This window comes from Streptomyces sp. NPDC127595 (genome assembly GCF_042671685.1).
In the GTDB taxonomy this organism is placed as follows: domain Bacteria; phylum Actinomycetota; class Actinomycetes; order Streptomycetales; family Streptomycetaceae; genus Streptomyces.
Genome location: NZ_JBHXWK010000024.1, coordinates 24,940 through 50,565, shown reverse-complemented (window position 1 = coordinate 50,565; position 25,626 = coordinate 24,940). Strand labels below are relative to the sequence as shown.

Genomic DNA, 25,626 nt, shown 5'->3' with positions numbered 1-25,626 from the left:
TACATTCCGAACCCGGAAGCTAAGCCTCACAGCGCCGATGGTACTGCAGGGGGGACCCTGTGGGAGAGTAGGACGCCGCCGAACTATCTTTAGAGAGAATGCTCCCGTACCGGGAAAACGGTACGGGGGCATTCTGCGTTCAAGGGGCTACTGCGTTTAAGGGTCTTGTGCGTTTAAGGGGGGTCACCTGGAAAAAGAGACCCCCCTTCTCCTTTTGTGCCTGCTTATAGTCGGCCGGCTGCCTTCAGCGCCAGATACGCATCCGCGAGGGCCGGTGCCAGGTTCTCCGGTGTCGCGTCGACGACGGTGACACCGTGGCGTTGCAGCTTTTCGGCTGTGCGATGGCGTTCTGCCTGGGCCTGGGCCGCGGCTGCCGCCTCGTACACCGCTTCGGTGTTGGCGCGAGACGCCGCCATGCGCGCGATGTGCGGGTCCGCCACTGATGCCAGGAGAACTGTGTGGCGTTGCGTCAGGCTGGAGAGCACCGGGAGCAGGCCTTCCTCGATGGGGGCTGCGTCCAGGCTCGTCAGCAGCACGATCAGGGAGCGACGTGGGGCCGTACGGAGTGCTGTGGCGGTGAGGCCGCGTGCGTCCAGCTCGATGAGTTCCGGTTCCAGGGGTGCCATCGCGTTGACCAGGGACGGGAGGAGTTCGCCTGCTGCCCGGCCCTGGACGAGGGCGCGTACCCGGCGGTCGTACGCGAGGAGGTCCACGCGGTCGCCGGCTCGGGAGGCGAGGGCGGCGAGGAGCAGGGCCGCGTCCATGGAGGCGTCGAGGCGCGGGGCGTTGTCGACGCGGCCTGCTGACGTGCGGCCCGTATCGAGGACGAGAAGGATGTGGCGGTCGCGTTCGGGGCGCCAGGTGCGTACGGCGACTGTGGTGTGGCGGGCTGTGGCGCGCCAGTCGATGGAGCGGGTGTCGTCGCCGGGGACGTACTCGCGGAGACTGTCGAATTCCGTGCCTTCGCCGCGGGTGAGCACGCTGGTGCGGCCGTCGAGTTCGCGGAGCCGGGCCAGCCTGGAGGGGAGGTGCTTGCGGCTGGTGAAGGGTGGCAGGACTCGTACCGTCCAGGAGACCTTGTGGTTGCCCTGACGGGAGAAGAGGCCGAGTGGCCCGTATGAGCGGATGGTGACGCGGTCGGACTGGCGGTCGCCACGCCGGGTGGGGCGTAGGCGGGTGATCAGGCGTCGGCGTTCGCCGGCCGGGATCGTCAGGCGGTGGCGGGAAGCGGCTCCTTCGGTGCCGGGTTCCCAGCTGCTTGGTGGCCAGGCGTCGCGGAGTTGGGCGCGCAGGGGGCGGCCCGAGGGGTTGGTGACGGTCAGGGTGACGTCGGCGGTTTCGCCGAGGCGTACCGAGGTGTCGCCGGAGCGGGTCAGGCCGAGACGGCGTACGGGTGCTGCCAGGGCGGCGTCGCAGGCGCAGGCCAGGGCCAGTGGGCCGTTGACGGCGAGGATGCCTGCCCAGCTCGGCTCCCAGATGCCGATGGGGAGTGCGCCCAGGGCTGCCAGGAGGGCAGCGCGTCCGGTGAGTGGCATCAGCGGGGGACGGGGACGTGGGCGAGGATCGCGGTGATGACGGAGTCGGCGGTGACGCCTTCCATCTCGGCCTCGGGACGGAGTTGGATCCGGTGGCGGAGCGTGGGGAGGGCGAGGGCCTTCACGTCGTCGGGGATGACGTAGTCGCGGCCCGTCAGCCAGGCCCAGGCTCGGGCGGTGGCGAGGAGGGCCGTCGCGCCGCGCGGGGAGACGCCGAGGGCGAGGGACGGTGACTCGCGGGTGGCGCGGCAGATGTCCACTACGTAGCCGGTGATTTCAGGGGAGACCGATGTCTTCGCCACGGCGGCGCGGGCGGCTTCCAGGTCTGCGGGGCCCGCTACGGGGCGTACGCCGGCGGCGCGCAGGTCGCGCGGGTTGAAGCCCTCGGCGTGGCGGGTGAGGACGCTGATCTCGTCCTGGCGGGACGGCAGAGGGATCGTCAGTTTGAGGAGGAAGCGGTCCAGTTGGGCTTCGGGCAGGGGGTACGTGCCCTCGTACTCGACCGGGTTCTGGGTCGCTGCGACCAGGAACGGATCGGGGAGCGGGCGCGCGGTGCCGTCGACGGTGACCTGGCGTTCCTCCATGGCTTCGAGGAGGGAGGACTGGGTCTTGGGCGGGGTGCGGTTGATCTCGTCGGCCAGCAGGAGGTTGGTGAAGACCGGGCCCGGCTGAAAGGAGAACTCTGCGGTGCGGGCGTCATAGACGAGGGAGCCGGTGATGTCGCTCGGCATCAGGTCGGGGGTGAACTGGACGCGTTTGGTGTCGAGTTCCAGTGCGGACGCCAGAGCGCGCACGAGCAGCGTCTTCGCGACTCCGGGGACTCCTTCGAGGAGGACGTGTCCGCGGCAGAGGAGGGCGACGACGAGACCGGTCACGGCGGGGTCCTGGCCGACCACGGCTTTGGCGATCTCGGCGCGCAGGGCCTCCAGGGAGGCGCGGGCGGTGCCCTGGTCCCCGGTGTTCCCGGCGTTGTCAGTGGTCGGGTCCATCATGAATGGCGTACCTCTCTTTCGAGGGCGTCGAGTTGGTCGGCGAGGGAGATGAGGGCCGCGTCGTCGTGGGGTGGCGGCCCGAAGAGGAGGGAGTGCAGGGCCTGTCCGTCGCGTTGGCCGCGGAGTTGGGCGGACAGGGCGGGGAGCAAGGACTCGGGCGTGTGCGCCTGGGTGACGGGGACGCCGATGAGGGGGGCGAGGCGGGTGCGGGTGGTGGAGCGCAGGGCGTTGGCCGCGCGGTCGCGGGCGTTGGCCTTGCGGTAGAGACGGGCGCGGCCCTCGACGGTTTCGGAGGCGCGGATCGCTACGGGGAGGCGTTCGGGTACGAGGGGGCCCAGTCGGCGTGCCCTCCAGAAGGCGGCCAGGCCTGCTGCGATGAAGAGCTGCAGCGTGCCCCAGAGCCAGCCCGAGGGCAGCAGGTCCAAGAAGCTCTGGTCGCCCGCGTCGGTGGCCGAGGGATCGGAGAGCGAGGGGAGATACCAGACCAAGTGGGGGCGGGAACCGAGCAGTTGGAGGGCGAGCGAGGCGTTGCCGTGTTCGTCGAGGCTGGAGTTGAGGAGGATGTCGGGGGCGCCGAGTACGACGGTGTCGCCGTCCCCTTCGAGTGCCGGGATGCGCAGCAGGGTCGGCAGGCCTTCGCTGGGGTAGCAGGCGTCGGCGGTGGGATCGGTGGTGGTGTAGCGGATGCCGCCGGTGTCGGCGCTGCCCGCCCGTTCGGCGGCGGGCAGGTCGCACCTCGGGGAGAGCTCCGAGTCGAAGCTGGTCACCGGGTCGGCGGTGACTCCCGGGGCGAGGGTGCCGAGGGAGGGCGACGTCGGGGAGATCAGGACCGTACGGCCGCCGGAGTTCTCCGTTGCCGTACGGAGGAGGGTCTGCTGTCGGTCGGTCAGCAGGTCCGGGGCGGCGATCAGGAGTGTGGTGTCGGGGCCGGCCGCGGCGCGGGCCTCGGCCAGGGTGCTGACCACGCGTGTGGAGACGCCCTGGTCGGCGAGGAGTTCGGCGACGGCTCGGCTGCCGGAGGGGTCGGCGGAGCGGGGGTCGAGTTGGCCGTGCTGGGCGTTGGAGCGGACGGCGGCGATCGCGATGGCGGCTGTCAGGAGGAGCACGACCGCGAGGACGACTCCGCGGGCGCGCGTCCACCGCTGGCGGACGGTGGGCGAGACCGAGGTGGAGGCCGGGGTCGAGTCCGAGGTCGGCTGGAGGGTGGCCTCGGTCATTGGGCGGCCCCCTGGCGGGTGTTGTGGGCCGGGCTCTGGGGGCTGCTGCTCGCGAGTACGGGTTTGGTGCGCTCCAGGTCGCGGTCGAGCTCGGTGAGGCGCTGGTATGTGCGCGGGTCCGCGGTTCGCCCGCCGTACGTCACGTCGTCGAAGTCCCGTGCCGCGGCGCGCAGTCGGTCCGCGTGGGAGGGCAGGGTGCGGGCAGCCTCGGCGGCTGCCTCGTCCGCGGTGCGGCCGGGGCGCGGATCGAGCAGGGCGCGTTCCTCCAGAGACCGGACCATGGCGCGCATGCGTTCCTGGACGGCCTGGTTCCAGTGGCCCTGGGCGGCGTGTGCTTCGGCCGAGGCGCGGTGTTCTGCGGCGCTGCGGGGGCGGTCGTCGAAGAGCGCCGGGGCCGATGTGGGGGCGCGGTGCGGGGTCCCCAGGCGCCACCACAGAGCGGCAATGACCGCCAGCACGGCCAGCACGATGACGACAAGTCCGAGCGCTCCCCCGGGCGCCGCGGTCGAGGCGGCGCCGAACAGCTTGTCGACCCAGTCCCAGAAGGCGTCCAGGGCGCGCTGGGCCAGGCTGGGGTCGTTCTCGTGGTACATCGGCTTGGACAGCTCGCGTTCGGCCGCCTCCCGCGCGGGGTCGCGTGGGAGGGTCACCGGCGGTTCGTCGCCGGTGAGCGGTCGTGCCAGGACGGCTGTGACGCTGTTGCGCGGTAGTGCCAGTGCGGCTGTGATGCCGGTGTCCGGTAGTGCCCCTACCGCTGAGACGCCGTTGCGCGGTAGTGCCAGTACCGCTGTGAGAACTCCCCCCGCCAGGCTCACCCCATCAGCTCCCCGGGGTGGGGCCGGTGGCGGCGGAGCCGTAGTCCTCGACGCCGGCGGCGCGGGCCAGGTCGAGGTCGAGGGCCTCGCGGCGGATGCGCTGGTCGATGTAGAGGAGCACCGTGACGCCCGCGGTGATGGGGAAGGTGAGCATGGACCCGATCACCGAGCCGATCCCGCTGATGATGAGGAACGTCCAGCCGAGGGAGCCGCTCTCGCTGTCGAGGAAGCCGGTGATGCCGTCGCCGCTCAGAGCAGCGGCGAGGAAGGTGAACGGGATGACGATGATCGAGGCCATGATGTTGGCGATGATCGTGGCGAGCAGCTGGATGCCGAAAACCCGCCACCAGGAACCGCGCACGAGCTTCGCGGAGCGGCTCATCGACTTGAAGACGCCCTGCTTCTCCAGCATCAGGGCGGGCGAGGCGAGCGAGAAGCGGGTCATCAGCCAGACGGCGACGACGCCCGCGCCGAGTCCGCCGATGACGGCGAGTGCGACGCCCGCGTCGCTCGAGGCGGTCACCCCGACGATCACTCCGGGCAGGATGCCGACCGTGACGATCGCGACGGCGATGAGCGGCAGCAGGATCGTCAGACCGAACAGCTTCGGAAGCTGAGGACGGGCGTCCCGCCAGGCCTCGGGGGTGGTCACCGGCTTGCCGAGCACGGCGCGGCTGGTCACGGTCGTGAGCAGAGCCGTCGCGACGATGGTGCCAAGCAGGGTGATGAGCAGGACGGCACCGGAGCCCAGCAGCGTGCTCCCCAGGGCGCTGCTCACCTCACTGACGGTGGCGGTCGAGTCGTTGAGGGTGTCCGTGGTGGAGCTGTCGTCCAGGACGAGGCCCTGGAACAGGATGATCGCGATCTCGGTGACGACCGCGACGGTCAGCGAGATGCCGAGGACGGTGCGCCAGTACGTGCGCATCGTGGAGACCGCGCCGTCGAGGATCTCTCCGATACCGAGCGGACGGAGCGGGATCACGCCGGGCTTGGCCGCGGGCGGCGGGCCGCCCCAGTTGCCTCCCCAGCCGCCGGGACCTGCCGGGCCGCCGTAGCCGGGGCCGCCCCAGCCGCCGCCTCCGTATCCCCCCTGGGCTCCGTGGCCGCCCGGGTACTGGCCGCCCCAGCCCGGGCCGGGCGGAGGTGGTGGCGGGGTCTGGCCGGGGAGGGCGTCCTGCGGACCGGGGGCGGACCACTGACCGGGCGGGGGCTGCTCTTTGGTCCACTGCGAAGGGGCATGCGGCTGGTCCGTGCTGCCCTGGTCCGTGGGCTGCTCCGTAGGCTGCGCGGCGCCGGAGGTGTCCGGCTCCTGCCCGTCGGAGGGGGCAGATCCGGGCGAGGCCCAGCCCGGAGTGTCGTTCATCGTCGCTCCTTCACGGTGCCCGTCCGCGGGCGCGGCGGCAGGTTGGCAGCCATCGTGCCACGGTGTGCGCGGCTGGGGACCTGCGGTCGTATGAGCTGCACACCTTCAATTGTCTGCCGGGTACGGGGCAGACTGGGCGGATGGCTGATCAGTACGTGCAATCCCGCGAGGACAGCGGGCCGACGGAGATACCCGCGATCCGCTGGGACGAGCCCCCCGAAGGCCCGGTACTGGTCCTTCTCGACCAGACGAGACTGCCGGCCGAGGAAGTCGAGCTGGTGTGCACGGACGCGCCCGCGCTGGTGGAGGCGATCCGCACGCTCGCCGTGCGCGGGGCGCCGCTGCTCGGTATCGCCGGGGCGTACGGCGTCGCGCTCGCCGCCGTACGCGGCTTCGACGTGGACGATGCCGCCCGGGCGCTGGCCGGGGCCCGGCCCACCGCCGTGAACCTCGCTGTCGGCGTACGCAGGGCGCAGGCGGCGTACCGGGCCGCGCTCTCCGGCGGTGGTGATCCGGAGCGGGCGGCCGGGGCGGCGCTCGCCGAGGCGCGGGCGCTGCACCGGGAAGACGCCGAGGCCAGCGCGCGGATGGCCGTGCACGGGCTGGCCCTGCTCGACGAGTTGCTGCCGGGCGGCGGGCACCGGATCCTGACGCACTGCAACACCGGGGCGCTGGTGTCCGGTGGGGAGGGCACGGCGTTCGCGGTGGCCCTCGCGGCGCACCGGGCGGGGCAGCTGCGCAGGCTGTGGGTGGACGAAACGCGGCCTTTGCTGCAAGGTGCTCGCCTGACGGCGTACGAGGCGGCGCGCAACGGAATGGCGTACACCTTGCTCACGGACAACGCGGCGGGCTCGCTGTTCTCGGCGGGAGAGGTGGACGCGGTACTGATCGGGGCCGACCGGATCGCGGCCGACGGTTCGGTGGCGAACAAGGTGGGGAGCTATCCGCTCGCGGTGCTGGCCCGTTACCACCACGTGCCGTTCATCGTGGTGGCGCCGCTGACGACGGTGGACCTGGACACCCCTAACGGGGCGTCCATCGAGGTCGAGCAGCGCCCCGGTCATGAAGTGACGGAGATCACAGCACCGCAGGTGCCGGTGGTGGGAGTGGAAGCGGGAGGCGGGATAGCGGTGGCACCCCTGGGGACCCAGGCATACAACCCCGCGTTCGATGTGACGCCGCCCGAGTTGGTGACGGCGATCGTGACCGAAGAGGGCGCCGTGTCGCCCGTGACAGCTGAGGCGCTTGCCGAGCTGTGTGACAGGTCACGCCAGGTAACGATTTAGTTAATGGGATGATGTCGTTTATGAAGGGACGAGTCCTTGTCGTCGATGACGACACCGCACTGGCCGAGATGCTCGGCATTGTGTTGCGTGGTGAAGGTTTTGAGCCGTCTTTCGTAGCCGACGGCGACAAGGCGCTGGCCGCTTTCCGAGAGAGCAAGCCCGACCTGGTGCTCCTGGACCTGATGCTTCCCGGCCGGGACGGCATCGAGGTGTGCCGCCTGATCAGGGCGGAGTCCGGGGTGCCGATCGTGATGCTCACGGCGAAGAGCGACACCGTCGATGTCGTGGTGGGCCTGGAGTCGGGCGCGGACGACTACATCGTGAAGCCGTTCAAGCCAAAGGAGCTGGTCGCGCGGATCAGGGCGCGGCTGCGGCGTTCCGAGGAGCCGGCGCCGGAGCAACTGGCCATAGGTGACCTAGTCATCGACGTGGCCGGTCACTCTGTGAAGCGGGACGGGCTGTCCATCGCGCTGACGCCGCTGGAGTTCGACCTGCTGGTGGCGCTGGCCCGCAAGCCGTGGCAGGTGTTCACGCGCGAGGTGCTCCTCGAGCAGGTGTGGGGCTACCGGCACGCGGCCGACACCCGCCTGGTCAACGTCCATGTCCAGCGGCTGCGCTCCAAGGTCGAGAAGGACCCGGAGCGGCCGGAGATCGTGGTGACCGTCCGTGGCGTCGGTTACAAGGCCGGACCGAGCTGACATGTCCCGGGACAGTGCCGCTTCGGCGCCCGGTGAGCCGGGGGTCCGCTCGGGGCGGCCTGTGGGCCAGAAGGTGACGGGCCCCCTGGGCTCCCGCTGGATGCAGTTCGTCGAGGGCGGGCTGCTTCAGGGCGGGGTCCAGGGCAGCCCGGTCCTTCGGCTGTTCATGCGCTGGGTGCGCCGCCCGCTGCTGCCGGTGATCCGGCTGTGGCGGCGCAACATCCAGCTCAAGATCGTCGTCACCACGCTGCTGATGTCCCTCGGCGTGGTGCTGCTGCTCGGCTTCGTCGTCATCGGGCAGGTACGCAACGGCCTGCTGGACGCCAAGGTCAAGGCGTCGCAGAGCCAGGCCACCGGCGGATTCTCGGTGGCCAAGCAGAACGCGGACTCGGCGGCGACGGCGAACGGCGCCGACACGTCGAGCCCGGACGGCCGCCCCGCCAAGAACGTCAGCCAGTGGATGAGCGACCTCGTGGTGTCCCTCTCCAGCGGCGGCCAGGGCGCCTTCGACGTGGTGACGCTCAGCTCCACCGCGCCCGGTGACGGCGGCGGCGGACTCGGGCCGCGCTCCTCCGGCAACGTCGACCCGACGCTGAGCGTGCCGGAGGACCTGCGCGACCGTATCGAGGGCAGCACCGTGGCGGCCCAGAGCTACACGCAGGTCGTCTACAAGGACGCCAAGGATCCCCAGCCGGCGCTGGTCATCGGTAAGCAGGTCAACGACCCCAACGGCGACTCGTACCAGCTCTACTACCTCTTCCCGCTGACGCAGGAGGAGAAGTCGCTGAGCCTGGTCAAGGGGACGCTCGCGACGGCGGGGCTGTTCGTCGTGGTGCTGCTGGGAGCCATCGCCTGGCTCGTGGTGCGCCAGGTCGTCACGCCCGTACGGATGGCGGCGGGCATCGCCGAGCGGCTGTCCGCCGGGCGCCTCCAGGAACGTATGAAGGTCACCGGCGAGGACGACATCGCGCGGCTCGGCGAGGCCTTCAACAAGATGGCGCAGAACCTGCAGCTCAAGATCCAGCAGCTGGAGGAACTGTCGCGGATGCAGCGGCGGTTCGTCTCCGACGTCTCGCACGAGCTGCGTACGCCGCTGACGACCGTCCGGATGGCGGCCGACGTCATCCATGACGCGCGCGTGGACTTCGATCCGATGACCGCGCGGTCGGCCGAGTTGCTCGCCGACCAGCTGGACCGGTTCGAGACGCTGCTCGCGGACCTGCTGGAGATCAGCCGCTTCGACGCGGGCGCGGCCGCGCTGGAGGCCGAGCCCATAGACCTCCGTGTGGTCGTACGACGGGTGGTCAGCGGGGCCGAGCCGCTCGCCGACCGCAAGGGCACGCGCATACGGGTCCTCGGCGACCAGCAGCCGGTGATCGCCGAGGCGGATGCCCGGCGCGTGGAGCGGGTGCTGCGCAATCTCGTCGTCAACGCCGTGGAGCACGGTGAGGGCAAGGACGTGCTGGTCAAGCTGGCCGCGGCGGGCGGGGCGGTCGCGGTCGCGGTGCGCGACTACGGGGTGGGCCTCAAGCCCGGCGAGGCGACCCGGGTCTTCAGCCGCTTCTGGCGGGCGGATCCGGCACGCGCGCGTACGACGGGCGGAACGGGACTCGGGCTGTCCATCGCCCTGGAGGACGCGCGGCTGCACGGCGGCTGGCTGCAGGCGTGGGGCGAGCCGGGTGGCGGTTCGCAGTTCCGGCTCACGCTGCCCCGGACGGCGGACGAACCGCTGCGGGGGTCACCGATACCGCTGGAGCCCAAGGACTCGCGGCGAAACCGTGGACTCAATGACGCCGGTCTGCCGTCCGGTGGCGGTGGCAAGCTCGCGACGGTGCCGGTGCAGCAGCCGGTCGGCGGGAGTGCGCCGCCTCGGACGACCATGGGACCGCGACTGGCCGGGGTGTCGCCCACGGCCGACCCGACGGCGCTGCCGGGCAACGGCGCGCGCGTGGTGCCGCGGCCCACCGGGGCCGCACGACGGCCGGACGACACACCTGCCGCGGGCGGGGAGCGGGCCGTGCCGGAGCGCGGAGCAGCCGACGGAGAGTCCGAGGGGCTCGGACAAGGGCAAGGGGAGGCATTTCGTGGGCGCTGACCGCGAGGGAAGCGGCGGTCGACGGCGTCCGGTGCGGCTGGCCGCGTATGTCGGCTGCGGCGCGCTGCTGCTGGCGGGTTGCGCCTCGATGCCGGACAGCGGGGACCTGCGTGATGTCGAGTCCACGCCACGGGCGGACTCCCAGGTCCGGGTCTTCGCGATGCCGCCGCGGGAGGACGCCCAGCCCGCGGAGATCGTGCGGGGCTTCCTGGAGGCGCTGACCAGCGACGACCCGGAGTACGCGACGGCACGCCTGTACCTGTCCGCGAGCGCCCGCAAGACGTGGGACCCCTACGAGTCCACGAACGTCCTCGCGGACGGGCCCAACACCGAGTTGGTGCACTCGGGGACCAGAGAGGGCACCGACGACGATTTCCTGTACCAGCTGAGCGGCAACAAGGTCGCCACGGTGGACACACAGCATGCGTACGCGCCGGAGTCCGGCTCGTACACCGAGGCCGTACATCTCACTCAGCAGCCGGACAAGCAGTGGCGCATCGACGGGCTGCCCCAGGGCGTGGTGATGGGCAAGTCCGACTTCGAGCGCAACTACGACTCCGTCAACAAGTACTACTTCGCCTCCAACGGGTCCTCAGGGACGGACGGACAGCTCCTGACCGTCGCCGACCCGGTCTACGTACGCGGGGAGGTGGACCCGATGACGGAGATGGTCCGCACCCTTCTGCAGGGGCCCACCAGCTGGCTGGACCCGGTGGTGACGTCGAGTTTCCCCTCCGGTACGACGCTGAAGAAGGGCGTCAAGTCCCTGTCGCCCGATGACCGCAACAGGGTCACCGTTCCGCTGAACAGCAAGGCCGACCGGGTCGGACAGGCCCAGTGCACCAAGATGGCAACCCAGCTTCTCTTCACGCTGCAGGACCTGACGCCCACCGGGGTGGACGAGGTGGAACTGCAGAAGTCGGACGGTTCGCAGCTGTGTGTGCTGACCGAGGACCGGGCGGAGAGCGTCGCCTCGCACGGCACGGGACAGCCTCCCGAGTACCAGTACTTCATCGACGGCAAGCAGCGTCTCGTACGGATGCCCAGCGGCAACGGGGACAAGCAGCCCGAGCCCGTGCCCGGTGCGCTGGGTGAGGGCGAGACGAAGCTCCGGTCGGCCGCGGTGTCGCGGAACGAGGACGTCGCGGCCGGTGTCTCGACCGACGGGAGTTCGCTGTACGTCGGGTCGCTGGTGTCGGGCAGTTCGCTCGGCGAAGCGGTCCTGCACAGCGAGGGCAAGACCGTGGACGACCGGCTGACGACGCCCAGTTGGGACGGGCGAGGCGACCTCTGGGTGGCCGACCGCGATCCGGAGAACCCCCGGCTGCTGCTGCTGGAGAAGGGCGCGGGCGAACCGCTGGTGGTCTCGGCGCCGGGCCTCGACGGGCGCATCGAGGCGGTGCGGGTCTCCGCCGACGGGGTGCGGATCGCGCTGATCATCGAGAAGGACGGCAAGAGCTCGCTGCAGATCGGCCGTATCGAGCGGGACACCGAGTCCGCCGAGCGACCCGTCGTCTCCGTCCTCGAACTGCGTGCCGCGGCACCGCAGCTGGAGGACGTCACGGCCATGTCGTGGGCCGGGGACAGCCGACTGGTGGTGGTCGGGCGCGAGGAGGGCGGCGTCCAGCAGATGGCGTACGTCCAGGTCGACGGCTCCACTCCGGTGGGTACGGCGCCCTCCGCGCTCACGGGCGTGAAGGAGATCGCCGCGTCCGAGGACGAGCGGCTGCCGCTGGTGGCGCACTCGGAGGAGGACGGGATCGTGCGGCTGTCGTCCGGGGAGCAGTGGCAGACGGTGGTCAAGGACGGGACGGCGCCGGTCTATCCCGGGTAGCGCGCCGGTCCGCGGGTGACGTCGGGCGGGCGGCGAGAGCACCCGTTCGACGGGGCCGGCCGGGCGGCGGGAGCAGCCCGCCCGACCGGGTCGGCCGGGCTGTCCGACGGCTGCGCGGGTTGTCCACAGGGAGTTATCCACAGGGGTGGCCGGTCTGCCCGTGGCTTGGCACAGTGGTGGGCATGCGGGGGTGGTGGCAGGACCTCACCGATCTGGTGCTGCCGGCCGAGTGCGGAGGCTGCGGGAGGCCTCGCACGGTGCTCTGCCCGGAGTGCCGTGCCGCCCTGACAGGGGCCGTACCGAGCCGGGTGCGACCGGTGCCGGAGCCGGCTGGGCTGCCGGTGGTGCACGCGGCGGCTCCCTACGAGGACGAGGTGCGGGCGGCGCTCCTCGCCCACAAGGAAAGGGGTGCGCTGCCGCTCGCGGGACCCCTCGGCGCGGCGCTGGCCGGGGCTGTGCGGGCAGGTCTGGGGTACGCGCGCCTCCCTGTGCCGGACGGGCGGCTCATGGCCGTGGAGGGGTCGCTGAGAGCCGGGAACGGGCAGCTTTGGGCCGAGGGCCGGTCGGGAGTGGGTGGCGGGTTGCCGGGGGCCGCGGTCGGTCGGCCGGGAGTGAGTGGATCGCCAGGGGAGCAGGGGGGTTGGCCAGGGGTTCCGGACGGCGGTCCAGGAGGCGGTGGCGGGCAGCCGTTGTCGGGGCGGGAGCGGGTCGGTCCGGGGGATCCCGGGGGAGCCGGGCGTGGGGCCGTGCTGCTTGTTCCTGTGCCGTCGTCGCGGTGGGCGGTACGGGCGCGTGGTCATGATCCGGCGCGGCGGATCGCGCTCGCCGCGGCGGGTGAGCTGCGGCGCGCGGGCACGCCGGCCCGGGTGCTTGCCGTGCTGCGGCAGCGGCGTGCCGTGGCCGACCAGTCGGGGCTCAACTCCCGGCAGCGGCTGGACAATCTCGCGGGCGCGCTGGAGGTGGCTGCCGGGGGCGAACGGCTGCTGGCGGCCGGCAGTCGCATCGTGCTGGTGGACGACCTGATGACGACGGGCGCCTCGTTGACGGAGGCGGCGCGCGCCGTACGGGCGGGGGTAGCTCGGGCGACGTCGGTGGAGAGGGAGGCCGGGTTGCAGATGGACCGGGGAATCGAGGGTAGGTGCCAGGCCGGAGGTGCGACGGGTATGGGCGGAGCGGGAGACATGACGACGACGGCGGCGATGCCGATGTCGATGCCGATGTCGGGTGCGGGCGGCTCGGGAGCCATGATCTGTGCGGCCGTGGTCGCGGCGCCTCCGGACTCGTTCGAAATAAACCGGAACTGACTGGAAACTTGCATCGTTGCAGGTAATGAGTCAGCCAATTCACCTGAACGGAGGTACGCCGCAGTAGAGGGTGACGTCATCCGTCCGGGCGAGATATGTTCGGTTGTGAGGCAATGGCGCGGGCCGTACCTCGCTTATCCGAATGCCGTGCCGCGGGTTTTCTGCAATCACCCGCCTCGGTTGGGGTGTAGATCTTGCCCATGGGGGAGGAGGAGGTGAAAGTCACCGAGTCCGAGGTTCCGGGACTCACCGGAGCCTGGTGCAAAAGGGAGATGCTCCGCCAGTGGAGCGGGGCTATCCGGGAACGGAGTTCTGCGTGGACATCGTCGTCAAGGGCCGCAAGACCGAGGTGCCCGAGAGGTTCCGCAAGCACGTGGCCGAGAAGCTGAAACTGGAGAAGATCCAGAAGCTCGATGGCAAGGTGATCAGCCTCGACGTCGAGGTGTCCAAGGAGCCCAACCCCCGGCAGGCCGACCGTTGTGACCGAGTGGAGATCACGCTTCGCTCCCGCGGTCCGGTGATCCGGGCGGAGGCGTCGGCGAGCGATCCGTATGCGGCACTCGACCTGGCGGCGGACAAACTCGAAGCCCGGCTGCGCAAGCAGCACGACAAGCGCTACACCCGCCGTGGTACCGGCAGGATCTCGGCCGCGGAGGTCGCCGACCGCGTCCCGGACGCCGCGACGCTGAACGGAGACGGCAGCATCGTCCACGACGAGGAACCCGACAGCGTGCCGACCAAGAAGGTCGGCCCTCTCGAGGTCATGGGCGAAGGCCCCCTCGTCGTCCGCGAGAAGTCCCATGTGGCCGCACCGATGTCGCTCGACCAGGCTCTCTACGAGATGGAACTGGTCGGGCACGACTTCTATCTGTTCGTCGACTCCGAGACCAAGGAACCGAGTGTCGTCTACCGGCGGCACGCGTACGACTACGGCGTCATCCACCTCAACACGGACCCGATGGTCGCCCAAGCCGGGTCGGCCGCGCCCGGCGGAGCGCTCGGCGGCTGACCCACCCCGGTGACAGTTGAGCCGGTGCCCCTGGAGCGCTCATGCGCCCCCAGGGGCACCGGTGTGCGACCTCTCGCGCCCCGCTCTGTCACCGCATTGGCGCCCGGGCATGGAATCATGGCCGGACCGGCCCAACCCGTGGGCCGCTGCCTTGGGTTGGCGATGGCACAGAAACACAGGCCACGGCCTTCAGGGGGAGGAACGATGGCGGACAGCTTCGGACCGATGCGTGACGGGGATGCCGAGGACGGCGTCACCGGCATGGGCCCGGACGCGGGGTCTCCGCGCAAGGAGCCCATCCGGGTCCTGGTGGTGGACGACCACGCCCTCTTCCGCCGCGGTCTGGAGATCGTGCTCGCGGCCGAGGAGGACATCCAGGTCGTCGGTGAGGCGGGTGACGGGGCCGAGGCGGTGGACAAGGCGGCCGACCTGCTGCCCGACATCGTGCTGATGGACGTACGCATGCCTAAACGCGGCGGTATCGAGGCGTGCACCTCCATCAAGGAGGTGGCCCCCAGCGCGAAGATCATCATGCTGACGATCAGCGATGAGGAGGCCGATCTCTACGACGCGATCAAGGCGGGCGCGACCGGTTATCTCCTCAAGGAGATTTCCACGGACGAAGTGGCCACTGCCATTCGCGCGGTCGCCGACGGGCAGTCGCAGATCAGCCCCTCCATGGCGTCGAAACTGCTCACCGAGTTCAAGTCGATGATCCAGCGCACCGACGAGCGGCGACTGGTGCCCGCGCCGCGGCTGACGGAGCGCGAGCTGGAAGTTCTCAAGCTCGTCGCCACGGGGATGAACAACCGGGATATCGCCAAGGAGTTGTTCATCTCCGAGAACACCGTGAAGAACCACGTGCGCAACATCCTGGAGAAGCTGCAACTGCACTCCAGGATGGAGGCCGTGGTGTACGCGATGCGGGAGAAGATCCTCGAGATTCGCTAGCCACTCCGTGAGTTGGGTCCTGGGTGGGCCGGTTGGGCCGGCTCTCAGGGGGCCGGTTGAGTCGGGTCTTGGGTGAGCCGGGTTGTCACGCGAGGGCGTGGGACAGCTCTCGGGTGAGTGGGGCGCGCAGCTCCGGGGTGTCCATCCGTTCCACCCTTACGTCCGTGCAGTCCACCCAGCTCGCGGCCTCCACCAGGGCCTGGGCCACCGCGGGGACCGCCTTGGGGCCGTCCAGGGTGACCTGCTTGGCGACCAGGGTGCGGCCCTCGCGGGCGGGGTCCACGCGGCCGACCAGCCGGCCGCCGGCGAGAACCGGCATCGCGAAGTAGCCGTGCACCCGCTTCGGCTTGGGGGTGTACGCCTCCAGGCGGTGGGTGAAGCCGAAGATCCGCTCCGTGCGGGCCCGCTCCCAGATGAGCGAGTCGAACGGCGACAGCAGGGTCGTACGGTGGCGGCCGCGCGGGGTGGACTCCAGGGCCGCCGGGTCCGCCCACGCGTCTCCCGCCGCCACCCTTCCAGCGAGGCGCTTCGCGCCGCCCCTCCCGTTTGCGAGCTTGCCCCAGCCCTCCACCGTCACCGGGACCAGGCCCGATTCCGCGATCACGGCGTCGACCTGCTCGCCCCTGAGGCGGTGGTAGTCGGCGATGTCCGCGCGCGTGCCGACGCCCAGGGACTGGCCCGCGAGGCGGACGAGGCGGCGCAGGCACTCCCTGTCGTCCAGCTCGTCATGGAGCAGCGTGTCCGGGATGGCTCGCTCGGCGAGGTCGTACACCCGCTTCCAGCCTCGGCGTTGGGTGCACACCACCTCGCCGTACATCAGCGCGCGCTCCACGGCGACCTTGGTGCCCGACCAGTCCCACCACTCGCTGGTCTTCTTCGCGCCGCCCAGATCCGTGGCGGTGAGGGGGCCTTCGGCGCGGAGCTGCTTGATGACCTGGCCGTAGGTGCCGTCCGGCAGGTCGTGGTTCCAGTGCGGGCGGGCGCGGTAGGCGCGGCGGCGGAAGGCGAAGTGGGGCCACTCCTCCACCGGGAGGATGCAGGCCGCGTGGGACCAGTACTCGAAGGCGTGGGGTGCGCCGTCGGAACCCGGCGTCCAGTACGCCGCGTCCACCGTCTTGCGGCCCACCGCGCCGAGGCGGGCGTACGGGATGAGTTCGTGGGAGCGGGCGAGGACGGAGATCGTGTCGAGTTGGACCGCGCCGAGGTGGCGCAGGACTCCGCGTACGCCGGTTCTGCGGTCCGGGGCGCCCAGGAAGCCCTGTGCCCGTAGGGCGATTCGGCGGGCTTCGTCCGCGGAGAGTTCGGTGGTGGGGGGCGGGAGGGTGGTCATGTCCTCACGGTAGGCGGTGCCACTGACAGTGGGGGCCTTGGCCGCTTGCCGGGGTGCGGGCCGGCTTCATGGAGTCCGGTGTGGGGGCTGGGGTTGGGGGTTTTCGCCCCCTCCGCCCCTGCCCGTCCCTTGGTTCTGGGGGCTGCCGCTCCCAGAACCCAGCTTCGGCCTGGACGGCCTCGTCCTCAAACGCCGGACGGGCTGGAGGGTGTCGGTGTCGGCAGGTACGGCGCTGTCGAGGGGAGGCCCAAGTCTGAGGGGAGCAAGGAGGCTACCCAGCAGTCTCGGCGTACGCCCTTGTTGTTGATGGCGGAGCGGAGGGTGCCTTCGAAGGTGAAGCCGGCGTGTTCTGCGACGGCGCGGGAGGCTGTGTTGCCGACCTCGGCGCGCCATTCCACTCGGTCGAGGGAGATGTCGGTGAAGGCCCAGCGGGTGGCGGCGAGTGAGGCCTCGGTGATGTAGCCGTTGCCGCGGTGTTCCTTCTTCGCCCAGAAGCCGATCTCACCGACGCCCAGGAAACGCATCGTGATGGCGAGCATGCCCACCAGCTCCTCGGAGGGGAGAAAGACACCGAAGGTGAACATGGAGCCGTCCGCCCAGCCCTCGGGCACCATCTGGTCCGTGAAGCCCACCGCGTGCTCGTGGAGATAGGGCGACGGGATCGTGGTCCAGCGCTGGATGTCGGGGTCTTGGACGGCGTCGTACACGGCGTCCGTATCGTGCGGGCCGACGGTATGCAGCAGGAGACGGTCCGTGGTCAGTGTGACGGGGTCCATCGGCCGATTCTGCTCGGACGGGCGCGAGGACGCCATTCCTTTGCCGAGAGTGAGTCCGTGATTACTTTTCGCGACGCCGACGCGGCACCTTCCGCAACCCCTGGCCGTTGTCCTAGTGGCTGTCACGAGCAGGCCTCCCGGCGCGGTGGGGTCCTCGCTTACGATGGCCGTTGCTCAAGCTGCTAATTGAAACTGTCATTGCAACCGACCGTCCCAGGCCCGACCGGCAAGGAGACATAGCCCAGTGTCCGTCCTCTCAAAGATCATGCGTGCAGGCGAAGGCAAGATCCTGCGCAAACTGCACCGCATCGCGGACCAGGTCACCTCCATCGAAGAGGACTTCGTCGACCTCTCCGACGCCGAGCTGCGGGCCCTCACCGATGAGTACAAGCAGCGTTACGCCGACGGCGAGAGCCTCGACGACCTGCTGCCCGAGGCCTTCGCGACCGTCCGTGAGGCTGCCAAGCGCGTCCTTGGCCAGCGTCACTACGACGTGCAGATGATGGGTGGCGCCGCGCTCCACCTCGGCTATGTCGCGGAGATGAAGACCGGTGAGGGCAAGACCCTGGTCGGCACGCTGCCCGCGTATCTGAACGCGCTCACCGGAGACGGCGTTCACCTCATCACGGTCAACGACTATCTGGCCGAGCGCGACTCCGAAATGATGGGCCGCGTCCACAAGTTCCTGGGTCTGAGCGTCGGCTGCATCCTCGCCAACATGACGCCGGCCCAGCGCCGCGAGCAGTACGCGTGCGACATCACCTACGGCACGAACAACGAGTTCGGCTTCGACTACCTGCGCGACAACATGGCGTGGTCGCAGGACGAACTGGTGCAGCGCGGCCACAACTTCGCGATCGTCGACGAGGTCGACTCCATCCTCGTCGACGAGGCCCGTACGCCGCTGATCATCTCCGGCCCCGCCGACCAGGCCACCAAGTGGTACGGCGACTTCGCCAAGCTGGTCACGCGGCTGAAGAAGGGCGAGGCGGGCAACACCCTCAAGGGCATCGAGGAGACCGGGGACTACGAGGTCGACGAGAAGAAGCGCACCGTCGCCATTCACGAGTCCGGCGTCGCCAAGGTCGAGGACTGGCTGGGTATCGACAACCTGTACGAGTCGGTGAACACCCCGCTCGTCGGTTACCTGAACAACGCCATCAAGGCCAAGGAGCTCTTCAAGAAGGACAAGGACTACGTCGTCATCGACGGCGAAGTCATGATCGTCGACGAGCACACCGGCCGTATCCTCGCGGGCCGCCGCTACAACGAGGGCATGCACCAGGCGATCGAGGCGAAGGAAGGGGTGGACATCAAGGACGAGAACCAGACCCTCGCCACGATCACCCTGCAGAACTTCTTCCGCCTCTACAGCAAGCTCTCCGGCATGACCGGTACGGCGATGACCGAGGCCGCCGAGTTCCACCAGATCTACAAGCTCGGCGTCGTCCCGATCCCGACCAACAAGCCCATGGTCCGCAAGGACCAGTCGGACCTGATCTACCGCACCGAGGTCGCCAAGTTCGACGCGGTGGTCGACGACATCGCCGAGAAGCACGAGAAGGGCCAGCCGATCCTCGTCGGTACGACGTCGGTCGAGAAGTCCGAGTACCTCTCGCAGCAGCTCTCCAAGCGCGGTATCCAGCACGAAGTGCTGAACGCCAAGCAGCACGACCGTGAGGCGCCGATCATCGCCCAGGCCGGCCGCAAGGGCGCCGTCACCGTGGCCACGAACATGGCCGGCCGTGGTACGGACATCAAGCTCGGCGGCAACCCCGACGACCTCGCGGACGCGGAGCTGCGCCAGCGCGGCCTCGACCCCGAGGAGCACATCGAGGAGTGGGCCGCGGCGCTCCCCGCCGCCCTGGAGAGGGCCGCGAAGGCGGTGGAGGCCGAGTTCGAGGAGGTCAAGGACCTCGGCGGGCTGTATGTGCTGGGCACCGAGCGGCACGAGTCGCGGCGTATCGACAACCAGCTCCGCGGTCGTAGCGGCCGTCAGGGCGACCCGGGCGAGTCCCGCTTCTACCTGTCGCTGGGTGACGACCTGATGCGCCTCTTCAAGGCCCAGATGGTCGAGCGGGTCATGTCGATGGCCAACGTTCCCGACGACGTACCGATCGAGAACAAGATGGTCACGCGCGCGATCGCGTCCGCCCAGTCGCAGGTCGAGCAGCAGAACTTCGAGACCCGTAAGAACGTCCTGAAGTACGACGAGGTCCTCAACCGGCAGCGCGAGGTCATCTACGGCGAGCGCCGCCGCGTCCTGGAGGGCGAGGACCTCCAGGAGCAGATCCAGCACTTCACGGACGACACGATCGACGCGTACATCGAGGCCGAGACCGCCGAGGGCTTCGCCGAGGAGTGGGACCTCGACCGGCTGTGGGGCGCCTTCAAGCAGCTCTACCCGGTGAAGGTCACCGTCGATGAGCTGGAGGAGGCCGCCGGCGACCGTGCCGGTCTGACCGCCGACTTCATCTCCGAGTCCATCAAGGACGACGTCCACGAGCAGTACGCGGCCCGCGAGGAGCAGCTCGGCTCCGAGATCATGCGTGAGCTGGAGCGCCGGGTCGTGCTGTCGGTCCTGGACCGCAAGTGGCGCGAGCACCTCTACGAAATGGACTACCTCCAGGAGGGCATCGGTCTGCGCGCCATGGCGCAGAAGGACCCCCTGGTCGAGTACCAGCGCGAGGGCTTCGACATGTTCACCGCCATGATGGACGGCATCAAGGAGGAGTCCGTCGGCTACCTGTTCAACCTGGAGGTCCAGGTCGAGCAGCAGGTCGAGGAGGTCCCGGTCGCGGACTCCGCGCCTTCGCTGGACAAGAAGTCGGACACCGTCCCCGCGGGTGCGCGTCCCGAGATCCGTGCCAAGGGGCTCGACGCCCCGCAGCGGCCGGACCGGCTGCACTTCTCCGCGCCCACCGTGGACGGCGAGGGCGGCATCGTCGAGGGCGACTTCGCCAGCGACGACGACGAGCCGGTGCGCTCCGAGTCGGACGGCCTCACGCGCGCGGAGCGTCGTAAGCAGCAGAAGGGCGCGCGTCGCCGCAAGAAGTGACCGCTGCTTGAGCGGTTCAGCAGTCGGCCGAGGGCCGGGCACCATCGGGTGTCCGGCCCTCGCGCTGTCCCCGGCTCAGTCGTCGTTGGTGTGCGGCATACGGGGGCCGCCCAGTTCGACCGCGGTGCAGCGCCAGCGCAGGTCGGGGGCCTGTTCCAGGCGGAAGGCCATGGCGCGGAGCTGTTCGCCGGCACCGATGCGGGCGAAGGCCTCGATCGCGCCGGGTCGCGGGACGTAGTAGCCGATGTCGCGGACGACCGGACGGGTTCCGCGGGTGCGCAGGAGGCCGCGTTCGGCGAGCCAGGCCAGTTCGTCGTAGGCGCGGCCCGCGGTGTGGCGCAGCATGCAGTGCACGGGGCGCTGACCGCTCAGGACGGCGAGGAGGAGGTCGGCGAAGAGGTCGGTGGGGCGGGGGCGGGGAGCGGGCCTGTGGGGGGTCTCATGGGGCCGCCTGGTCCTGGTGAGCGTCGTGGCTCCGGCCTGCGCCGTGGACGGGCGGTTTGCGGGCTCTGTGGTTCGAGGCGCGGGTGCCGCCGTGGTTGGGGATGTTCCTCCGCCGGGTGGCGTCGGCGGCCGGCTGCCTCCCGGGGGCGTACGAGGGGTGGTGCCTCCGCCCGGTGTGCGCGGTGAGGTGTTGCCCGGGCGGCGGGGGTCCTGGCGGCCCGGCGGGCGGGTGCCCGGGTGGCGCGTCGTCCTGGTCATCACCTTGTTCATCCGTGGTCCCCGCTCGCTGGGCCCGGCTAGATACCGGGCGGTAACTTTTGCGTTGGGGATCTTGTACGAGGCCGGTGCGGGCCTCCGCAAGGACGTGGCGCCCGCGTCGGGGTGGCCGGAAGGTTCACTCATCAGAGTGGCCGGGAGGTGCGGGAGGCTTGGCGGGGCCGGGGTGTACCGGGTGAATCGCGAGCCGGAGGTGGACGCTCCGGAGGGTCCGGCCGGGGACTCGAAAGGGGACGCCCGCACGTATCCTGAAGGCCCTCCAGGGAGGCGCCGGACCGTCCTTCCCGGAGCTCTCCGACTACGAAAGCGGCCAGCCATGCGCGTCTACGTCCCCCTGACCCTCTCCGGTCTCGCCGAGGCGTACAAGACGGGGGAGCTGGGGTCGGGACCGTTCGTCGCCTACGCCGTCACGCCCGCCTTGCGCGAGTGGTACCTCTCGGACGACATCGAGGAGCTCGAGTACGCGGCTCTGAACCGCGCCGCGCTGGCCTCGCTTCGGCTGCTCGCGGTAGATCCGGAGGCCGTGCGGCGCCGGGTGGTCGTCGCCGTCGATGTGGCCGACCGGGACGCGGTCGCCGACCCCGACCGGGGACTGGAACCTGCGGCGCTCGGTGAGGTACGGGTTTCCCGGGCCGTGTCCCTGGCCAAGGCGGCTGCCGTGCACGTCGACCTGGCGGACGCGGAGGCGGACATCGCCGCCGCGGTGGAGGCGATGGGGGCGGCCGACCACGGGGACGACGACGCCCAGTTCATCGTCGACGGGGCCGAGGACCACGAGCTGCTGTGGTTCGCCACGCAGGAGATCCCCAAGCTGGTGGGCCTGGGGGACTGAGGCTTCGCCGCTCCTGGCGCGGCGGCCGCGGACGGGCTGTCTGGAGCGTTGTCAGTGGCGGCGGGTATTTTCTTGGTATGGGGAAGTACGGAGCAGCGCACATCGTGTGGGACTGGAACGGCACTCTGTTCCACGACAATGCCGCGATCATCGGGGCGACGAACGCCGCGTTCGCCGAGCTGGGTCTTGAGCCGATCACGCTGGAGCGGTACAGGGCGCTGTACTGCGTTCCGGTGCCGAAGTTCTATGAGCGGCTCATGGGGCGACTGCCGACCGACGCGGAGTGGCAGGTCATGGACGAGACCTTCCATCGGTACTACGCCGAGCAGCGGGCGGTGTGCGAGCTCACCGCGGGTGTGCCGACGCTCCTCACGGAGTGGGGGTCGGCGGGACACAGCCAGTCGCTCCTCAGCATGTATGTGCATGACGAACTGGTCCCGCTGGTGCGGGAGTTCGGGATCGAGCCGCACTTCGTGCGGGTCGACGGACGGACCGGGCCCTCCGGCGGCAGCAAGGCCGAGCACATGGTGCGGCACCTGGGCGCGCTCGCCGGTGTGGAGCCGGCCCGCGTGGTGGTGATCGGTGACGCCGCCGACGACGCGATAGCCGCCCGCCATGTGGGAGCGCAGGCGGTCCTCTACACCGGCGGTTCGCACGGCCGCGCCAGCCTGGAGGAGGTGGGCGTGCCCGTGGTGGACAGCCTGGAGGAAGCGGTCGTGGAGGCACAGCGCCTGGCGGCCTGACCAGGGAGGGGCTGCGGTCCCGCAGTCCCACTGGTGACTCCCGGGGCTTGGCGCCGGGGTGAGCCGGGCGTGTTCGGTGGGGTGAGCCCCACGTGTTCGCTGGGGTGTGCTGCGAGGAGGGTGGGGACTTGAGGCGAAGACGTTAACGCTCCGCATCTGGGTGCGTACGCTGTGCGGGGGCCAGGGTCCTGGTGCGATCGGTGGCACGTGCTGTGGGGGGCGCGATGGGATTCGGGTTCGGCTTTGGGCAGCGGCGGGGTGGTCACCTTCCCGTCGAGCTCACCAGTTTCGTCGGGCGGGCCGAGGAACTCGCTCTGGCGCGGGGCGCGTTGGATCGGGCGCGGCTCGTCACACTGGTGGGGCCCGGCGGGGTCGGCAAGAGCCGTACGGCGCTACGGGTGGCGGCCGGCGCCGGCGAGCGGTTCCCCGACGGGGTGTGGCTGGCCGAGCTGTCGGAGCTGCGCGACCCGGAGCTGTTACCGGCGACGCTCGCCGCGGTGCTCGAACTGCCCGAGCAGTCCGGCATGAAGCCGCTCGATGCGGTGGTCGCCCATCTCCAGGGGCGCCGCCTGCTGATCGTCCTCGACACCTGTGAGCACCTGATCGACGGCTGCGCGACGCTCTCCGACATCCTGCTGCGGGAGGCCGAGGGCGTCAGCATCCTCGCGACCAGCAGACAGCCCCTGGACGTACCGGGCGAGCACTGCCTGCAGATCGCACCGCTCGCCCGCGACGACGCGCTGGAACTGTTCGTGCAGCGTGCGCGGGCGGCGGTGCCGGGGTTCGCCGTGGTGGACGGTGACCAGGGGCAGTTGCCGGCGCTCGTCGACCGGCTCGACGGCATTCCGCTGGCACTGGAGCTGGCCGCGGTGCGGTTGCGCGCGGTGCCGCTGGCTGAGCTGGTGGCCCGGCTCGACCGCCGGTTCGAGGTGCTCACCGGCGGGCGGCGCACCGCGCTGACACGGCACCAGACGTTGCGTACGGCCATCGGCTGGTCGTATGAGCTGTGCACCTCCGAGGAGCGGTCGCTGTGGGCGCGGCTGTCCGTCTTCGCGGGTTCCTTCGAGCTGGCGGCGGCGGAGCGGGTGTGCGCGGGCGGCGAGTTGCAGGCGGGCGGGGTTCTTGAGCCGCTGATCGGGCTCGTCGACAAGTCGGTGGTGCAGCGGGTCGGGCAGGACGGCGGGCACTATCGGCTCCTGGACACCATCCGGGAGTACGGCGCCGACCGGCTGGAGGAGTCGGGTGGCGGGGCGGCCGTATGGGAGCGGCACTTCGCCTACCTGCGAGACCTGGGAGTCCGCTTCGAGGATGGCTTCTTCACGCCAGGCCAGACGGAGTTGCACCACGAGGTGCGCGCCCAGATCGCCGATCTGCGGGCCGCGCTGGAGTACGCGTACGACAGCGGGGTGCCCGGCAGGGCGGAGGAGGGGCTGCGGCTCGCGGCCAGGCTGTGGCCGCACTGGAGGGCCCGCGGAGCTCTGTCCGAAGGCCGTTACTGGATCGAGAAGGGGCTGGAGCGGGTCTCGCAGGACTGCCCGGCGCGGGCCTGGGGGCTGCTGGTGACCGGCATGTTCGGGGTGTGGAACGCCGATCTGGTGCTCGCGCTTGAGCGGACGCGCCAGGCCGACGATGTCGCCGCGCGCGTCGGCGGGGAGACGGAGACGGTGGGGCAGATCGCGCGCGGTTACATCGGCGGGCTGCGGGCCCTGTGCGGGGAGGTGAGCTATGAGGAGGGGCTGGCCGTGATCGAGGCGGAGCGGCGGGTGCTGCTCGCGCGCGACAATCTGCTGGGCATCGCGCTGCACCACTACGAAGGGGCGCTCGTACGGGCCGTACTCGGCGATGTTCCCGGCGCGCTGGAGCTGTGCGAGGTGGGGCTCGCCCGGCTGGAGGAGACCGGCGAGCGGCAGATGCACGCCTCCACCCTCGGGGCGTACGGGCTGATCTCGTGGCTCGCCGGGGACCGGACGGAGAGTCCCGCCCGGCTGAGGCAGGCCCTCGAAGAGGTGGCCGGGGTGGGTGAGGTGCTGGTGGCGGGGCTGTGCTGCGTCGGGCTCTCCTGGTCGGCGGCGTACGAGAAGCGGTATGTCAGGGCTGCCTGGTTGCTCGGGTACGCGGAGAACGCGCAGCGCTTGCACAGTGCGCCGATCGGGCTGCTGCCCTCGGTGCTGCGGGAGCAGGAGTCGGTGGGCAAGGAGATCAGGGTCGCGCTGGGGGGTCCGCAGTTCGAGCGGTGGCGGGTGGTGGGGGCGCGGTTGAGCGGGCCGGAGGTGTTGGAGGCGGTGCGGGGGGATGCCGATACGCCGGGAGCGGTGCCGGGGCCTCGGGGCGGGGTTCGGCGGGGTGGGGCGGATGCGTTGACGCGGCGCGAGCGGGAGGTCGCTGCGCTGGTGGCGCAGGGGCTCTCCAATCGGGAGATTGCCGAGCGGCTTGTCATCTCCAAGCGGACCGCTGATGCGCATGTCGAGCACATTCTGGCGAAGTTGGGGGTGGGGTCCCGGGGGGAGATTCCTGCGGGGCCGGACGCCTAGCGGCGGGCTGGGGGTGTTGCTGGGCCCTGGCTGCCTGGGTGCTGAGGGTGCGCTTACCGGCGTTGGCCGGGGGCCCGGGGTGGGGGTGCGGTCTGCTTGCCGGCGTTGACCAGGTGCCCGGCGTGGGGGCTGGGGTCGGTGCGCTTGCCGGTTGCCCGGCGTGGGGGCTGGGGTCGGGGTGGGTCGCGGAGCCCGGCGCTGTACGGGGTGCCGCTGTGCCCACCCGTGCCGCCCCTGGCGGCACGCATGCCCACAGCTAGGCGACTGATTGGGCACGCGTGCCCGCAGCCACCGCTGCCGCTGTAGGTACCCCTAGCCCTTGGCCTGATTCCTCTATACGTATACGGATCTTCATGGTTACCGATCGCGGGGGCCCGAGCAGTGCGGGAGGCTCTGGTGGAGCTGTCCGGGGGGAAGGTTCCGAAGGGCGGTTGGGCGTCGGCAGTGTTGGTTCCCGTCCCCACGGGCCTTGGCTGTCATGGCAGGCGCCCGGCCGTTTCGCCCCGGGCGGTGTTACGGCGGCTGCCCTCGTCGGCG

The 25,626-nt window shown here is 70.6% G+C and carries 19 protein-coding genes and 1 rRNA gene; 12 read left to right on the top strand and 8 right to left on the bottom strand.

Annotation, left to right across the window (positions count from 1 at the left end; all coding sequences use genetic code 11):
- Positions 1-84: ribosomal RNA gene (rrf, locus tag ACFVKT_RS39935) — 5S ribosomal RNA — on the top strand; the annotation flags it as partial.
- A 140-nt stretch (positions 85-224) separates the two neighbouring features.
- Here the strand turns inward: rrf and ACFVKT_RS39930 are convergent.
- Genes ACFVKT_RS39930 through ACFVKT_RS39910 form a run of 5 tightly spaced genes read right to left on the bottom strand, consistent with a single transcriptional unit; the run spans position 225 to position 5,922 of the window.
- Positions 225-1,535 carry a DUF58 domain-containing protein gene (locus ACFVKT_RS39930; RefSeq protein WP_385741849.1) on the bottom strand — a complete coding sequence of 437 codons (1,311 nt, stop codon included), beginning with the start codon at positions 1,533-1,535 and terminating at the stop codon, positions 225-227.
- Complete coding sequence (locus tag ACFVKT_RS39925) at positions 1,535-2,524, bottom strand: AAA family ATPase (RefSeq protein ID WP_385741861.1); 990 nt, start codon at positions 2,522-2,524, stop codon at positions 1,535-1,537. The genes ACFVKT_RS39930 and ACFVKT_RS39925 overlap by 1 nt, the downstream gene beginning before the upstream one ends.
- Entirely contained in the window at positions 2,524-3,744 is a 1,221-nt protein-coding gene (locus tag ACFVKT_RS39920) for a DUF4350 domain-containing protein (RefSeq protein ID WP_385741846.1), read from the bottom strand. Before ACFVKT_RS39920 ends, ACFVKT_RS39925 begins: the two co-directional genes overlap by 1 nt.
- Complete coding sequence (locus ACFVKT_RS39915) at positions 3,741-4,559, bottom strand: DUF4129 domain-containing protein (protein ID WP_385741844.1); 819 nt, start codon at positions 4,557-4,559, stop codon at positions 3,741-3,743. The genes ACFVKT_RS39920 and ACFVKT_RS39915 overlap by 4 nt, the downstream gene beginning before the upstream one ends.
- Before the next feature lie 4 nt (positions 4,560-4,563).
- Entirely contained in the window at positions 4,564-5,922 is a 1,359-nt protein-coding gene (locus ACFVKT_RS39910; protein ID WP_385741841.1) for a hypothetical protein, read from the bottom strand.
- A gap of 140 nt (positions 5,923-6,062) precedes the next feature.
- On the opposite strand from ACFVKT_RS39910, the gene mtnA reads away from it, so the two are divergent.
- The 7 genes from mtnA to ACFVKT_RS39875 all read left to right on the top strand — a co-directional run bounded on the left by mtnA (position 6,063) and on the right by ACFVKT_RS39875 (position 15,099).
- Complete coding sequence (gene mtnA / locus ACFVKT_RS39905) at positions 6,063-7,208, top strand: S-methyl-5-thioribose-1-phosphate isomerase (protein WP_385741838.1); 1,146 nt, start codon at positions 6,063-6,065, stop codon at positions 7,206-7,208.
- Between the two features lie 8 nt (positions 7,209-7,216).
- Positions 7,217-7,906, top strand: coding sequence for a two-component system response regulator MtrA (gene mtrA / locus ACFVKT_RS39900; protein WP_199820881.1), 690 nt, complete (start codon positions 7,217-7,219; stop codon positions 7,904-7,906).
- 1 nt (position 7,907) lies between these two features.
- Positions 7,908-10,001 (top strand): MtrAB system histidine kinase MtrB, encoded by a 2,094-nt coding sequence (mtrB, locus tag ACFVKT_RS39895; RefSeq protein ID WP_385741834.1) that lies wholly within the window; start codon positions 7,908-7,910, stop codon positions 9,999-10,001.
- Entirely contained in the window at positions 9,991-11,835 is a 1,845-nt protein-coding gene (locus tag ACFVKT_RS39890) for an LpqB family beta-propeller domain-containing protein (protein ID WP_385741831.1), read from the top strand. Before mtrB ends, ACFVKT_RS39890 begins: the two co-directional genes overlap by 11 nt.
- 182 nt (positions 11,836-12,017) lie before the next feature.
- Positions 12,018-13,139: a ComF family protein gene (locus ACFVKT_RS39885; RefSeq protein ID WP_385741828.1), complete on the top strand. Its 1,122-nt coding sequence runs from the start codon at positions 12,018-12,020 to the stop codon at positions 13,137-13,139.
- A 316-nt stretch (positions 13,140-13,455) separates the two neighbouring features.
- Entirely contained in the window at positions 13,456-14,148 is a 693-nt protein-coding gene (gene hpf, locus ACFVKT_RS39880; RefSeq protein WP_385741825.1) for a ribosome hibernation-promoting factor, HPF/YfiA family, read from the top strand.
- A 204-nt stretch (positions 14,149-14,352) separates the two neighbouring features.
- Entirely contained in the window at positions 14,353-15,099 is a 747-nt protein-coding gene (locus tag ACFVKT_RS39875; protein ID WP_385741822.1) for a response regulator, read from the top strand.
- Positions 15,100-15,184: 85 nt separating this feature from the next.
- Here the strand turns inward: ACFVKT_RS39875 and ACFVKT_RS39870 are convergent, their stop codons facing one another.
- Positions 15,185-16,429, bottom strand: a complete 1,245-nt coding sequence (locus ACFVKT_RS39870; RefSeq protein ID WP_385741819.1) for a winged helix-turn-helix domain-containing protein — start codon at positions 16,427-16,429, stop codon at positions 15,185-15,187.
- A gap of 185 nt (positions 16,430-16,614) precedes the next feature.
- Positions 16,615-17,205 carry a GNAT family N-acetyltransferase gene (locus ACFVKT_RS39865; RefSeq protein WP_385741816.1) on the bottom strand — a complete coding sequence of 197 codons (591 nt, stop codon included), beginning with the start codon at positions 17,203-17,205 and terminating at the stop codon, positions 16,615-16,617.
- A gap of 244 nt (positions 17,206-17,449) precedes the next feature.
- Between ACFVKT_RS39865 and secA the strand changes: the two genes are divergently transcribed.
- Positions 17,450-20,263, top strand: a complete 2,814-nt coding sequence (gene secA / locus ACFVKT_RS39860; protein ID WP_385741813.1) for a preprotein translocase subunit SecA — start codon at positions 17,450-17,452, stop codon at positions 20,261-20,263.
- Positions 20,264-20,338: 75 nt separating this feature from the next.
- Here the strand turns inward: secA and ACFVKT_RS39855 are convergent, their stop codons facing one another.
- Positions 20,339-20,977 carry an Rv3235 family protein gene (locus tag ACFVKT_RS39855; RefSeq protein ID WP_385741810.1) on the bottom strand — a complete coding sequence of 213 codons (639 nt, stop codon included), beginning with the start codon at positions 20,975-20,977 and terminating at the stop codon, positions 20,339-20,341.
- A 322-nt stretch (positions 20,978-21,299) separates the two neighbouring features.
- Between ACFVKT_RS39855 and ACFVKT_RS39850 the strand changes: the two genes are divergently transcribed.
- The 3 genes from ACFVKT_RS39850 to ACFVKT_RS39840 all read left to right on the top strand — a co-directional run bounded on the left by ACFVKT_RS39850 (position 21,300) and on the right by ACFVKT_RS39840 (position 25,089).
- Positions 21,300-21,815: a DUF6912 family protein gene (locus ACFVKT_RS39850; protein WP_385741807.1), complete on the top strand. Its 516-nt coding sequence runs from the start codon at positions 21,300-21,302 to the stop codon at positions 21,813-21,815.
- Positions 21,816-21,892: 77 nt separating this feature from the next.
- Positions 21,893-22,558, top strand: a complete 666-nt coding sequence (locus tag ACFVKT_RS39845) for an HAD family hydrolase (RefSeq protein WP_385741805.1) — start codon at positions 21,893-21,895, stop codon at positions 22,556-22,558.
- 224 nt (positions 22,559-22,782) lie between these two features.
- The gene (locus ACFVKT_RS39840) at positions 22,783-25,089 is read left to right on the top strand and encodes a LuxR C-terminal-related transcriptional regulator (protein WP_385741858.1); all 2,307 of its coding nucleotides are present in this window, start codon (positions 22,783-22,785) and stop codon (positions 25,087-25,089) included.
- Positions 25,090-25,626 lie beyond the last annotated feature (537 nt).